The 12,616-nt window shown below is 67.7% G+C and carries 10 protein-coding genes; all 10 read right to left on the bottom strand.

The features are described 5' to 3' along the window. Positions 1-69: 69 nt before the first annotated feature. Positions 70-594 (bottom strand): molybdopterin-guanine dinucleotide biosynthesis protein B, encoded by a 525-nt coding sequence (gene mobB, locus HV701_RS05935; RefSeq protein ID WP_175132139.1) that lies wholly within the window; start codon positions 592-594, stop codon positions 70-72. Then, positions 591-1,250 carry a carbonic anhydrase gene (locus HV701_RS05940; RefSeq protein WP_175132140.1) on the bottom strand — a complete coding sequence of 220 codons (660 nt, stop codon included), beginning with the start codon at positions 1,248-1,250 and terminating at the stop codon, positions 591-593. The genes mobB and HV701_RS05940 overlap by 4 nt, the downstream gene beginning before the upstream one ends. 3 nt (positions 1,251-1,253) lie before the next feature. Then, positions 1,254-2,297 (bottom strand): GTP 3',8-cyclase MoaA, encoded by a 1,044-nt coding sequence (gene moaA, locus HV701_RS05945; RefSeq protein ID WP_254595122.1) that lies wholly within the window; start codon positions 2,295-2,297, stop codon positions 1,254-1,256. Continuing rightward, positions 2,294-3,064, bottom strand: coding sequence for a peptidylprolyl isomerase (locus HV701_RS05950; protein ID WP_175132141.1), 771 nt, complete (start codon positions 3,062-3,064; stop codon positions 2,294-2,296). Before HV701_RS05950 ends, moaA begins: the two co-directional genes overlap by 4 nt. A 17-nt stretch (positions 3,065-3,081) precedes the next feature. Next, on the bottom strand, positions 3,082-3,765 hold the full coding sequence (gene narI / locus HV701_RS05955) for a respiratory nitrate reductase subunit gamma (RefSeq protein WP_175132142.1): 684 nt from the start codon (positions 3,763-3,765) through the stop codon (positions 3,082-3,084). A 17-nt stretch (positions 3,766-3,782) separates the two neighbouring features. Next, positions 3,783-4,430, bottom strand: coding sequence for a nitrate reductase molybdenum cofactor assembly chaperone (gene narJ, locus HV701_RS05960; protein WP_175132143.1), 648 nt, complete (start codon positions 4,428-4,430; stop codon positions 3,783-3,785). A 14-nt stretch (positions 4,431-4,444) separates the two neighbouring features. After that, positions 4,445-6,007, bottom strand: coding sequence for a nitrate reductase subunit beta (narH, locus tag HV701_RS05965; protein WP_175132144.1), 1,563 nt, complete (start codon positions 6,005-6,007; stop codon positions 4,445-4,447). Beyond that, positions 6,004-9,759 carry a nitrate reductase subunit alpha gene (locus HV701_RS05970; protein ID WP_175132145.1) on the bottom strand — a complete coding sequence of 1,252 codons (3,756 nt, stop codon included), beginning with the start codon at positions 9,757-9,759 and terminating at the stop codon, positions 6,004-6,006. The genes narH and HV701_RS05970 overlap by 4 nt, the downstream gene beginning before the upstream one ends. A gap of 148 nt (positions 9,760-9,907) precedes the next feature. Further along, positions 9,908-11,293: a NarK family nitrate/nitrite MFS transporter gene (locus HV701_RS05975; protein ID WP_175132146.1), complete on the bottom strand. Its 1,386-nt coding sequence runs from the start codon at positions 11,291-11,293 to the stop codon at positions 9,908-9,910. Positions 11,294-11,312: 19 nt separating this feature from the next. Beyond that, entirely contained in the window at positions 11,313-12,572 is a 1,260-nt protein-coding gene (locus HV701_RS05980; RefSeq protein ID WP_254595123.1) for an MFS transporter, read from the bottom strand. Between the last annotated feature and the right edge of the window lie 44 nt (positions 12,573-12,616).

The raw sequence follows: 12,616 nt of genomic DNA on the forward strand, positions 1-12,616 counted from the left end.
AGGCGTGCGGGCGGGGCGGGGATTGTCGTGCGCGGCGCGGCTTGGGCCGGGATTGCCGCGCGCGGCGCGTTATCCGGTCGAGTGTAGTCCTTTCGCCCAGCCCCGCACCACCGCGTGGACGATGAAATCCGCCACCGCCGCCGGGTTGTTCAGCGGCAGGCAGGGTAGGTCCGTGTCCAGAACGGCGTCGCTGACGATCGCCAGGAAACTGGCGTCCTCGGCATGCAGCGGCGGCTTGCCCAGCGCCGGACGGTACACCTCGATGCGAGGGATGGCGACCTGCTTGAAACCTTCGACCAGCACCAGGTCGGCCGGCGCCAGGCGCGCCACCTGATCCTGCAGCGACGGTTCCGGCGCGCCGCGCAGCTCACGCACGATGGCATAGCGGAACGGCGAGGCCACCATCACTTCCTGCGCCCCGGCCTGCCGAAAGCGCGCGCTGTCCTTGCCGGGCGGCTCCATCTCGAAGTCGTGATGGCTGTGCTTGATGACGCTGACCTTCAGGCCATGCGCGCCCAGCAGTGGCAGCATGGCCTCGATCAGGGTGGTCTTGCCGCTGCCCGAGCGGCCAGCGATACCGAAAACAGGGGTCATGCGGACTCCGTGAACAAAGGACAGACAATGGGCAGGAACGCATCCGCCCGCGCCGAGTATGCCAGCAAAGCGCCGGCCACCAGGTCGAAATACCAGCCGTGCAAAGTGAGGTCGCCGGCCCGCAGGCGCCGCTGCACGCAAGGCAGCGCCTCCAGGTTGCGCAGCGAGATCAGGATCGACGCCTGCTCACAGGCCCGCCGGCGCTCGGCCGCCGACGCCGCCGGCATCTGGTTCAGCACCCGCTGGCGCGCCGGTTCGGCGATATCCATCCAGCGGTTCAGGTAATCCGGCTCGCCGTCGGCGCGCGCCGGCCGTTCCATCAGCGCGCGGATGCCGCCGCACTGGGCATGGCCCAGCACGATGATGCGGCTGACCTTCAGTTGCTCGACCGCGAACTGGATCGCGGCCAGCACCCCATGGTGGCCCTGATCGCGGTCTGGCGGCGGCACCAGGTTGGCGACATTGCGCACGGTGAAGATGTCGCCCGGATCGCAGCCCAGCAGCATGGCCGGATCGACCCGCGAATCGCAGCAGCCCACCAGTAGCGTGCTGGGGTGCTGGCCATCGCGCAGGTTGCGGTAGAGGGACGGCGCCGCTTCGTAATACTGGTGCTGGAAGCGTTGAAAGCCGTCCACCAGCCGTTCCAGGTCGCGCATGGTTCAGCCTCCGGTCTGCGACATGAAACGCACGATGCGCTCGGGCCGGGCGGTGAAATCGTGGCGTTCCGGCTTGGCGGCGATGCCGGCCCGGATGGCCTGTTCCAGTTCGGCGTCGCTGGCGCCGGCGCGCAGCAGCCGGCCCAGCGGCACCTGGTCCTCCTGGCCCAGGCACAGATACAAGGTGCCGTCCACGCCCAGCCGCACGCGGTTGCAGGCGGCGCAGAAATGGCGCGACATGGGCGTGATGACACCCAACACCGGCGCGCCGCCGCCGTCGCTCCAGTAACGCGCGGGTCCGCCGCCCTGCCCGGCCAGCGCCGGCACCAGCCCGGCGGCGGCCGCCAGCCGTGCGCCCAGGGCGCCAAGGTCGGCATGGGCATAGCGGCGGCCGCAATCGCCCACCGGCATCGGCTCGATCAGGCGCAGGATGAAACCCTGCGCCAGGGCGTAGTCCAGCAGCCGGCGCACGTCGGCCTCGGGCGTGGCGGCGTGTACCACGCTGTTGAGCTTGATCGGGGCGAAGCCGGCATCGCGCGCGGCGCGCAGCCCGGCCAGCACCGCGCCGAGGCAGTCGCGGCCGGTGATGCGGCCGAATTCGGCCGCGTCCAATGTGTCCAGGCTGATGTTCAAGCGGTCTACGCCCGCCGCGCGCAAGGACGCGGCATGGCGCGCCAGTTGGGTGCCGTTGGTCGACAGCGACAAGTCGTCCACGCCCGGCAGCGCGGCGATGGCGGCGGCCAGGCCGGCCACGCCCCGGCGCAGCAGCGGTTCGCCGCCCGTCAGCCGCAAGCGGCGCACGCCCAGGCCGGCGAACAGGCCCGCCAGGCGCGCCATTTCGTCGTGGCGCAACCAGTTGGCGGGCTCCTCGAAGCCCTTGAAGCCCTTGGGCATGCAATAGCCGCAACGCAGGTCGCAGCGGTCGGTGACCGAGACCCGCAGGTAGTCGATGCGGCGGCCGAAGCCGTCGACCAGGCCGCGCGGCGTGGCGGGTATGGCGGCTCCGCTGATCACCGGAGCCGCCGCCAGGGCCGGCGCGCGGCTCATGACGGGCTCCCGAACACCCGGTCGGCCTCGGCCGCGCCCAGATCGATGCCGCGCACGTCGGCACGCTCCACCAATAGCCTGGCGTACTGGCGCCAGGCGGTGTCGCGGCTGGCGGCGCCCAGGGCCGTGGCGATCGACTCGCGCACCTGCTCGAACGGCAGCAGCCGTCCTTCGATGCGCCGCGTCACCCGCACGATATGCAGGCCGTGGCGGGTTTCCAACACGTGGGGCAGCAGGCCGCCGGCCGGCAAGGCGAACACCGCCTTCTCGAATTCCGGCACGGTGTCGCCGCGCCCCAGCTGCCCCAGGTTGCCGCCCACCGCCGCCGACGGGCAGTTGGACTGCCGCCGCGCCACCTCGGCGAAAGCGGAGGGATCGGCCAGCAGGTCGGCCAGCACGGCGCTGGCATGGGCCCGCAGCATGTCCAGGTTGACCCCGGGGGTGACCTGGAACAGGATGTGGTCGGCCTCGATCAGTTCGCCCACGATGAAGCGCTGCGAATTGGCCTGGTAATAGCGGCGGCAGGCCGCCTCATCGGCCTCGGGGGCCTGCGCCTGGCGGTCCAGCAAGGCGCCGATGGCATCGTCTTCGGACAAGGGGTCCGATTCCGACCCCAGCCCCAGCCGCGCCGCCTCGTCCAGCAGCACCCGGCGCAGCACCAGCGCGGTGGCGGCGGCGCGCATCGGGTTGGGTGCGTCCGCGTGCAGCGGCAGTTCTTGTTCCATATCCGCGTCGGTCAGTTCGACGCCATTGACGGTCACAGGCATGTCGGTCTCCGGATCGTTCAGCGCGGGCGCACCAGTTGCCAGGCGCGGTCCAGGTAGCCGACCGAGGCGAAGCCGCTCCAGACGTGCACCAGGCGCGTGAACGGGAAGATCAGGAACAGGGTCAGGCCCATGAACAGGTGCGCCTTGAACAGCGGCGGCACATCGGCCACGAAGTCGGCGGCGCCGCTGCGCAAGGTAATGATGTGCTGCGCCCAGTGCATCAGGCGCACCATCATCTCGCCGTCCATGTGGCCGGCCGACAGCGCGATGGTGGACAGGCCCAGCAGCAGCGTCACCAGGATCCACGCGAGCAACAGCTTGTCGCCGGGCCGCGTGGTCTTGCGGATGCGCGGGTCGCTCAGGCGGCGGTGGATCAGGATCAGCAGACCGATCAGGCATAGCCCGCCCATGACGCCGCCGGCCACCATGGCCACCATCTGCTTGAGCGTGTGCGACACGCCCAGCGTGTCCCACACCACCACCGGCGTCAACAGGCCCACCAGGTGGCCGAAGAACAGTCCCAGGATGCCGATGTGGAACAGGATGTTGCCCAGCCGCAGCTGGCCGCGATGCAGCAGCTGCGAGCTGTCGGATTTCCAGGTGTACTGCTCGCGCTCGAAACGCGCCAGGCTGCCCAGCAGGAACACCGTCAGGGCGATATAGGGATAGATGCCGAAGAAGAACTGGTTCAGGGAATTCATGATGCGTGTCCTGGAAATTAGCGGGCCGCGGGCGTGCGGGGGTAGAAGCGCACGGCCTGGGCGCCGTCGCCCGCAAAGGGGCGCAGCAGCGGCTCGACGCCGTCGGCGCCGGCGCCGAAGGTCTCCATGGCTTCGTCCATGTCGCGCACCGGCGGCGCGGTCTGCTCGCGCGGGGTGACCCGCGACAGCCCGCGCAGCAACACGAAGACGCTGGCGTAGGGGCTGTTGCTGCGCGCCAGCCGCGCGCCGATGGCGGCCAGCACGTGAATGGCCTCGTCCAGCAGGTCCTGCGCCACGGCCGGGTCGATCACGCCCAGGAACTCCAGGAACAGCGGCACATGGTCCGGCAGTTCCGATACCACCGGCTCGAAGCCGTGCTGGCGGTAGGTTTCCAGCAGATCGACCATGGCCTGGCCCCGGTCGCGGCTTTCGCCGTGCACGTGTTCGAACAGGTGCAGCGAATGGGCGCGGTTGCGGTCGAAGGTGGCGACGTAGGTCTCCTGCAGCGCGATCAGGTCCTGGCTGGCCAGATGGCCGATCAGCGGTTGCAGGGCTTCCTCGGCGTCGGGATGGGCGGCCAGCGCGGTCTCGACCTCGGTCAGGGCATCCAGCAGTTCCTGTTCGGGGTAGCAGAGCAGCGCGGAAAGCAGGCGATAAAGACTCATGATGTTCTCCCGTGTCAGGCCGCGGCCTTCTTGCGCGACTTCGGCATCTCGATGAAGATCTCGCTGCCCTGCGGCTTGCGGCCGAACAGCGTGCCTTCCGAGACGCCGCCCGAGCAGCCGTTGCCGAAGGTGAAGCCGCAGCTGCCCTTTTCGTTGAAGCTGTCCTCGACGATTTCCTTGTGGCTGCTGGGCACCACGAAGCGGTCCTCGTAGTTGGCGATGGCCATGATGCGGTACATGTCCTGCACGGTTTCCTCGGACAGGCCGACCTGTTCCAGCAGGGCCGTGTCCTGTTCGCCGTGCACGGTCTCGGCGCGCTTGTAGGCGCGCATCGCCAGCATGCGTTCCAGCGCCTGCAGCACCGGGGCTTCCTTGCCCGCCGTCAGCAGGTTGGCCAGGTAGCGCACCGGGATGCGCAGGCTGGCCACGTCCGGAATCATGGCGCGCTTGCCCAGCGTGCGCTGCGGCATCTTGCCGGCCTCGGCCGCGGTCTGGATCGGCGACAGCGGCGGGATGTACCAGACCATCGGCAGCGTGCGGTACTCCGGATGCAGTGGGAAGGCCACGCGCCACTGCACCGCCATCTTGTAGACCGGCGACTGGCGCGCGGCTTCCAGCCACGATTCCGGGATGCCCTGCTCGCGCGCGGCGGCGATCACCTCGGGCGCATGCGGGTCCAGGAACAGGTCCAGCTGCGATTCGTACAGGTCCTGCTCGTTGCCCACGGCGGCGGCGCGTTCGATCTGGTCGGCGTCGTACAGCATGACGCCCAGGTAGCGGATGCGGCCGACGCAAGTTTCCGAGCACACGGTCGGCTGGCCGGCCTCGATGCGCGGGTAGCAGAAGGTGCACTTCTCGGCCTTGCCGCTGTGCCAGTTGTAGTAGATCTTCTTGTACGGGCAGCCCGAGATGCACATGCGCCAGCCGCGGCACTTGTCCTGGTCGACCAGCACGATGCCGTCATCCTCGCGCTTGTAGATCGAGCCCGACGGGCAGCTGGCGACACAGGCCGGGTTCAGGCAGTGTTCGCACAGGCGCGGCAGGTACATCATGAAGGTGTTCTCGAAGGTCGAGTACATCTCCTTTTGCACGCCCTCGAACAGGGCGTCGCGGCTGCGCGCGGCGAATTCGCCGCCCAGGTCGTCTTCCCAGTTCGGGCCCCATTCGATCTTGTCCATCTTCTGGCCGGTCAGCACCGACACCGGGCGCGCGGTGGGCGGCGTCTGCGACAGCGGCGCGTTCTTCAGGTGTTCGTAGTCGAAGGTGAACGGCTCGTAGTAGTCGTCGATCTGCGGCAGGTTGGGGTTGGCGAACAGGTTGGCCAGGATGCGCAGCTTGCCGCCCTGGCGCGGTTCCAGCTTGCCCGCCGCCGTGCGGCGCCAGCCGCCCTGCCACTTCTGCTGGTTCTCCCATTCCTTGGGGTAGCCGATGCCGGGCTTGGTCTCGACGTTGTTGAACCAGGCGTATTCGACGCCGTCGCGGCTGGTCCAGACGTTCTTGCAGGTGACCGAACAAGTGTGGCAGCCGATGCACTTGTCCAGATTCAGCACCATGCCGATTTGGGCGCGTATCCTCATGATTGCTTCTCTTCCTGTTGCGTTTGGACGGCGGGGTCTTCGACCAGCGGGCCTTCCAGCCAGTCCACCTTCTTCATCTTGCGCAGCACCACGAATTCGTCGCGGTTGGCGCCCACGGTGCCGTAGTAGTTGAAGCCGTAGGCCTGCTGGGCGTAGCCGCCGATCATGTGCGTGGGCTTGAGCACGGTGCGCGTGACCGAGTTGTGGATGCCGCCGCGCTTGCCGCTGGTTTCCGCGCCCGGCACGTTCACGATCTTTTCCTGGGCGTGGTACATCAGGCACATGCCGACCGGCACACGCTGGCTCACCACCACCCGCGCGGTCAGCGTGCCGTTGACGTTGAAGACCTCGACCCAGTCGTTGTCGACCAGCCCGGCCTGCCTGGCCTCGGCCTCGGACACCCACACGTGGGGGCCGCCGCGGCTCAGCGTCAGCATGCGCAGATTGTCGGAATAGGTGCTGTGGATGCCCCACTTCTGGTGCGGCGTGATCCAGTTCAGCACCAGTTCCTTTTCGCCGTTGGGATAGCGGCCCAGCATCGGCGCGACGGTCTTGGTGTCGATCGCAGGCTTGTACACGCACGAACCCTCGCCGAAATCCAGCATCCAGCGGTGGTCCTGGTAGAACTGCTGGCGGCCGGTCAGGGTGCGCCATGGGATCAGCTCGTGCACATTGGTGTAGCCGGCGTTGTAGCTGACCTCTTCGCTTTCCAGGCCCGACCAGGTCGGCGCCGAAATGATCTTGCGCGGCTGCGCCTGGATGTCGCGGAAGCGGATCTTGTCGTGCTCGCGGCCGACCGCCAGGTGGGTATGGTCGCGGCCGGTGACCTTGCCCAGCGCTTCCCAGGCCTTGACCGAGACGTGGCCGTTGGTCTCGGGCGCGAAGGTCAGGATCATCTCGGCGGCGTCGATGGCGCTGTCCAGCCGCGGCCGGCCCTGGCTCACGCCGGGCTCGGTCACCCGCTCGTTGATGCCGGCCAACTCGCCGACCTCGTGCTCGGTGTTCCAGTTGATGCCCTTGCCGCCGTTGCCCAGCTTGTCCAGCAGCGGACCGACCGAGGTGAACTTGCGATAGATGTCGTTGTAGTCGCGCTCGACCACGGTCATGTTGGGCGCGGTCTTGCCCGGCACCAGCTCGCATTCGCCCAGCTTCCAGTCCTTGGGCTCGAAGGCCTGGCCCAGTTCCCCCGGGGTGTCGTGCATCAGCGGCGTCAGCACCAGGTCGCGGCGCTTGCCCAGGTAGGGGCCACCGATCTCGCTGAACTTCCTGGCGAGCAGCTTGTAGATCTCCCAGTCGGTCTTGCTTTCCCATAGCGGTTGCACGGCTTCGCTCAAGGGATGGATGAACGGGTGCATGTCGGACGTGTTGAGGTCGTCCTTCTCATACCAGGTGGCCGTCGGCAGCACGATGTCACCGTACAGGCAGGTGGTGCTCATGCGGAAGTCCAGCACCGTCAGCAGGTCGAGCTTGCCCTCGGCCGCGTCTTCCTGGTAGGTGACCTCGACCGGCTTGATGGCGTCGCCCTCGTCGCCGAACACAGCATTCTGCGTGCCCAGCAGGTACTTCAGGAAGTACTCGTGGCCCTTGCCGCTGGAGCCCAGGATGTTCGAGCGCCAGACGAACATATTGCGCGGGAAGTTGGCCGGGTCGTCCGGATCTTCGCAGGACATGCGCAGTTCGCCGGACTTGAGTTGTTCGACCGCGTGCGCCACCGGGTCCTTGCCGGCGGCTTCGGCCTGCGCGGTCAGGTCCAGCGGGTTGGTGCGCAGCTGCGGCGCCGACGGCAGCCAGCCCATGCGCTCGGCGCGGGCGTTCAGGTCGATCATGCTGAGGTCGCCGTAGCGGGCGCGGTCGGCGGTCGGGCCCAGCACTTCCTGCACGTTCAACTTTTCATGGCGCCACTGGCTGGTGTGGGCGTAGAAGAACGAGGTGCCGTTCATCTGGCGCGGCGGACGGACCCAGTCGGCGGCGAACGCCAGCGGCGCCCAGCCGAACTGCGGACGCAGCTTTTCCTGGCCCACGTAGTGGGCCCAGCCGCCGCCGCTCTTGCCGACGCAGCCGCACATCATCAGCATGTTGATGATGCCGCGGTAGATCATGTCCATGTGATACCAGTGGTTCAGGCCGGCGCCGACGATCACCATCGACTTGCCTTCGGTATCGTGGGCGTTCTGGGCGAACTCGCGCGCCACCTGGATCACCTGCGCGCGCGGCACGCCGGTGTGTTTTTCCTGCCAGGCCGGGGTGTAGGGCACATCGTCGTCGTAGGTGCTGGCGACGTTGCCGCCCCCCAGGCCGCGATCCAGGCCGTAGTTGGCCATCTGCAGGTCGTACACCGTGGCGACCAGCGCCTCGCTGCCATCGGCCAGGCGGAGGCGGCGCGCCGGCACGTTGCGCACCAGGAGTTCGTCATGCTCGGCGCCGAAGTACGGGAAGCCCACGCCGACCACGGCGTCGGCGCCGTCCACCAGGCTCAGGCGCGGCGCGATGGCGCGACCGCTGCCGCCGTCGCGCGCTTCCAGGTTCCAGCGGCCGACCTTCTCGCCGCCGTTGACCGCGCCCTCGCCCCAGCGAAAGCCGATACTGCCATTGGGCGCCACCAGGTCGCCGCTGGCTTCGTCGAACACCAGCGTCTTCCAGTCGGGGTTGTTCTGCTCGCCCAGCGCGCCGTCCAGGTGCGAGGCGCGCAGGAAGTGGTCGGGCGCGTAAAAGCCGTCGCGCTCCTTGAGCAGCACCAGCATCGGCATGTCGGTGTAGCGCCGCACGTAGTCGCGGAAATAGGCCGAGGCGCCCGACAGGTGGAATTCCTTGAGGATGACGTGGCCCATGGCCATCGCCAGCGCGGCGTCGGTGCCCTGCTTGGGCGCCAGCCAGATGTCGCCGAACTTGACCATTTCGCCGAAGTCGCTGGACACGGCTACCGTCTTGGTGCCCTTGTAGCGGACCTCGGTGTAGAAGTGGGCGTCGGGGGTGCGGGTCTGCGGCACGTTCGAGCCCCACACCATCAGGTAGGTCGAGTTGTACCAGTCGGCCGATTCCGGCACGTCGGTCTGCTCGCCCCAGATCTGCGGGCTGGCCGGCGGCAAGTCGCAGTACCAGTCGTAGAAGCTCAGGCAGGCGCCGCCCAGCAGGCTCAGGTAGCGCGCGCCGGCGGCGTAACTGACCATCGACATGGCCGGAATCGGCGAGAAGCCGATCAGGCGGTCGGGGCCGAACTTCTTGATGGTGTAGGCGTTGGCGGCGGCGATCATCTCGGTCGCCGTGTCCCAGTCCGTGCGCACGAAGCCGCCCAGGCCGCGCACCGACTTGTAGCGCTTGGCGCGCGCCGGGTCCTGGCTGATCCATTCCCAGGCCGCGATCGGGTCCATGGTCTTGCGCGCCTCGCGCCACATTTCCATCAGGCGGCCGCGCATCATCGGGTACTTCACGCGTTGCGCGGAATAGACGTACCAGCTGTAGGACGCGCCCCGCGGACAGCCGCGCGGCTCGTGGTTGGGCAGATCCGGCCGCGTGCGCGGGTAGTCGGTCTGCTGGGTTTCCCAGGTGATCAGGCCGTTCTTGACGTACACCTTCCACGAGCATGAGCCGGTGCAGTTGACCCCGTGGGTCGAGCGCACCACCTTGTCGTGCTGCCAGCGGGCGCGATAGGCGTTTTCCCACTTGCGGTCTTCATTGACCACTTCGCCGTGACCGTCCGCGTAGGTGGATTTCACCCGCGACATGAACTTCAACCGGTCCAGAAAATGACTCATTGCGTTTCTCCAAGAGCGCCGGCCCGGCCGGCGCGTACTGCAATCTGTGCTGTCGAAATCACTTTAGTGGTCGCCCGCCCGGCCGGCCATTCGCCGGTGGCACAGGGCGGGCGCGGCAGAGTGACTAGTCACCCTGGCCGCTGCTGTCTCAGCAAGGCACGGGCGCGTTGCGGCGCGCGTAGTACCACCAGGTGACCAGCACGCAGGTGGCGTAGAAGCCGATGAAGCAATACAGGGCCGCCTGGGCGCTGCCGGTCAGTTCCAGCGAGGTGCCGAAGCTGCGCGGGATGAAGAAGCCGCCGTAGGCGCCGATGGCGCCGGAAAAACCCAGCACGGCGGCCGATTCGCGCGCGGCGTCGGTCAGCGCCTGCTTCTGCGCCGCCTCGCCCTTGCCTTGCGCGGCCTGGGTGCGCTCGCGCAGGAAGATCACCGGGATCATGCGGAAGGTCGAACCGTTGCCCACGCCGGTCAGCGCGAACAGCACGATGAACATGGCCAGGAAGCCGTTGAAATCGCCGCCCTGCCCGTTCAGCGGCAGGAACGCCATTACGCCCAGCACCGCGGCGATCATGCCGATGAAGGTGTAGAGCGTGACGCGGGCGCCGCCCAGCTTGTCCGAGACCCAGCCGCCCACCGGCCGCGTCAGCGATCCGACCAGCGGGCCGAGGAAGGCGTAGGTGGTCGGGTCGACCTGCGGAAACAGCGTCTTGGTCAGCATGGCGAAGCCGGCCGAGAAGCCGATGAACGAGCCGAACGTGCCCACGTACAGCCAGCACATCAGCCAGTTGTGCTTGCGCTTGAAGATCACCGCCTGGTCGGCGAACGAGGCGCGCGCGTCGGCGATGTCGTTCATGCCGAACCATGCCGCCAGCGAGGCCAGCGCAATGGGCACCACCCAGATGAAGCCGGCGTTCTGCAGCCACAGACTGCGCTGCGCGCCGCCGGCCGTGATGGTCTGCGGCTCGCCGCCCAGGGCGCCGAACACGCCCATCGAAATCACCACCGGCACCACGAACTGCACCAGCGACACCCCCAGATTGCCGATGCCGGCGTTCAGGCCGGTGGCCAGGCCCTTCTTTTCCTTCGGAAAGAAAAAGCTGATGTTGGCCATGCTGGAGCTGAAGTTGCCGCCGCCCAGGCCGCACAACAGCGCCAGCACCAGCAGCGTCGGGAACGACGTGGTCGGGTCGCGCAGCGCGAAGCCCATGCCCAGCGCCGGCAGCAGCAGCGAGGCGGTCGAGATCGCGGTCCATTTGCGGCCGCCGAACACCGGCACCAGGAACGAATAGAAGATGCGCAGCGTGGCGCCGGACAGCGCCGGCAGCGCCGTCAGCCAGAACATCTGGTTCTTGGACAGCATGAAACCGGCGCGGTCGAGGTTGACCACCACCACGCTCCACAGCATCCAGATGCTGAACGCCAGCATCAGCGCGGGAATGGAAATCCACAAATTGCGGTTGGCGATGCGGGCGCCGGTCTGTTGCCAGAAGCCGGGGTTCTCCGGCTCCCAGCGCGCCAGGACATGGGAAGACATAGCTTTTCTCCGATTGGATTCAGGCGGCTTGGCGCCGCGCGATGGCGGCGCTTTCGGGCCGGAAACTGAAATGCATGAAGATGAGCGAAACGCAGACCGTGCCGTACAGCAGCATGAAGGCGCTCGAACGCACGCCGGTCAGGTCCAGCAGCACGCCGAACAGGATCGGCAGGATGAAGCCGCCCAGCCCGCCGGCCAGGCCGACAATGCCCGAGACTGCGCCGATGTTCTGGCCGAACTCATCCGAGATGAACTTGAAGACCGAGGCCTTGCCGATCGCCATGGCGATGCCGACGATGAACAGCAGGATGGTGAAGCTGGTCGGACCCAGGGCGATGTCGAACTGGCGCGGGCCGCCCGTGGTCATGACCGTGAAATGGGTCTGCGGATAGCTGAGAATGAAAAACGCCACCCAGCACACCCACATCACCCACCAGGTGGTCTTGTAGGCGCCGTAACGGTCGGAAATCCAGCCGCCCATGGCGCGCAGCACGCCGCCCGGCAGCGAGAAGCACGCGGCCAGCAGCGCCGCCAGCTTCATGTCGAAGCCGTATTCGCCGATGTAGTGCTTGGTCATCCAGAGCGCCAGCGCCACGTAGCCGCCGAACACCACCGAGTAGTACTGGCAGTAGCGCCACACGCGCGGGTCCTTGAGCATTGCGAACTGGGCGCGCAGCGAGGCGCCGCCGGCCACGCGGTGCGACGGGTCGGAGGCCGAGAACAGCCAGAACAGGATCGCCGTCACCAGCAGGGCCACCGCGTACACCTGCGGCACGATCACCCAGGCGCCGCCGGCGGCGGCGATCAGCGCGGGCGCCACGAACTTGGTGATGGCCGAGCCCGAATTGCCGGCGCCGAACACGCCCATGGCCAGCCCTTGCTTGTTGCGCGGGAACCAGCGCGCCACGTAGGGCGTGCCGACCGAGAACGAGCCGCCGGTCAGGCCCACGAACAGCGCCAGCACCAGGAACTGCCAGTACTCGGTGGCGTAGGACAGCAGCCAGATCGGCACCACCGCCAGCAGCATCAGCACGAAGAACACCGTGCGGCCGCCGTAGCGGTCGGTCCAGATGCCCAGCGGCACCCGCACCAGGGAGCCGGTCAGCACCGGCATGGCGGCCAACAGGCCGAATTCGGTTTCGGACAGGCCGAGCTGTGACTTGATGGGAATGCCCAGCACCGCGAAGATCATCCATACCGCGAAGCAGATGGTGAAGGCGAAGGTGCTGGATACCAGGACCCGCATGGGCGCGCTGGCCGAGGGGTGGGTTGATGCCATGGTGGTTCTCGCTTTTTTTGCACACGGAATTCGACAGCCCCAAG

Origin of the sequence: Achromobacter pulmonis (assembly GCF_902859765.1) — a bacterium.
GTDB lineage: Bacteria > Pseudomonadota > Gammaproteobacteria > Burkholderiales > Burkholderiaceae_B > Achromobacter > Achromobacter pulmonis.

Coding starts and splice junctions, on each gene's coding strand:
- narI (WP_175132142.1), bottom strand. CDS start 3,765: ATGAATTCCCTGAACCAGTTCTTCTTCGGCATCTATCCCTATATCGCC.
- mobB (WP_175132139.1), bottom strand. CDS start 594: ATGACCCCTGTTTTCGGTATCGCTGGCCGCTCGGGCAGCGGCAAGACC.
- HV701_RS05940 (WP_175132140.1), bottom strand. CDS start 1,250: ATGCGCGACCTGGAACGGCTGGTGGACGGCTTTCAACGCTTCCAGCAC.
- narJ (WP_175132143.1), bottom strand. CDS start 4,430: ATGAGTCTTTATCGCCTGCTTTCCGCGCTGCTCTGCTACCCCGAACAG.
- HV701_RS05970 (WP_175132145.1), bottom strand. CDS start 9,759: ATGAGTCATTTTCTGGACCGGTTGAAGTTCATGTCGCGGGTGAAATCC.
- narH (WP_175132144.1), bottom strand. CDS start 6,007: ATGAGGATACGCGCCCAAATCGGCATGGTGCTGAATCTGGACAAGTGC.
- HV701_RS05975 (WP_175132146.1), bottom strand. CDS start 11,293: ATGTCTTCCCATGTCCTGGCGCGCTGGGAGCCGGAGAACCCCGGCTTC.
- HV701_RS05950 (WP_175132141.1), bottom strand. CDS start 3,064: ATGCCTGTGACCGTCAATGGCGTCGAACTGACCGACGCGGATATGGAA.
- moaA (WP_254595122.1), bottom strand. CDS start 2,297: ATGAGCCGCGCGCCGGCCCTGGCGGCGGCTCCGGTGATCAGCGGAGCC.
- HV701_RS05980 (WP_254595123.1), bottom strand. CDS start 12,572: ATGGCATCAACCCACCCCTCGGCCAGCGCGCCCATGCGGGTCCTGGTA.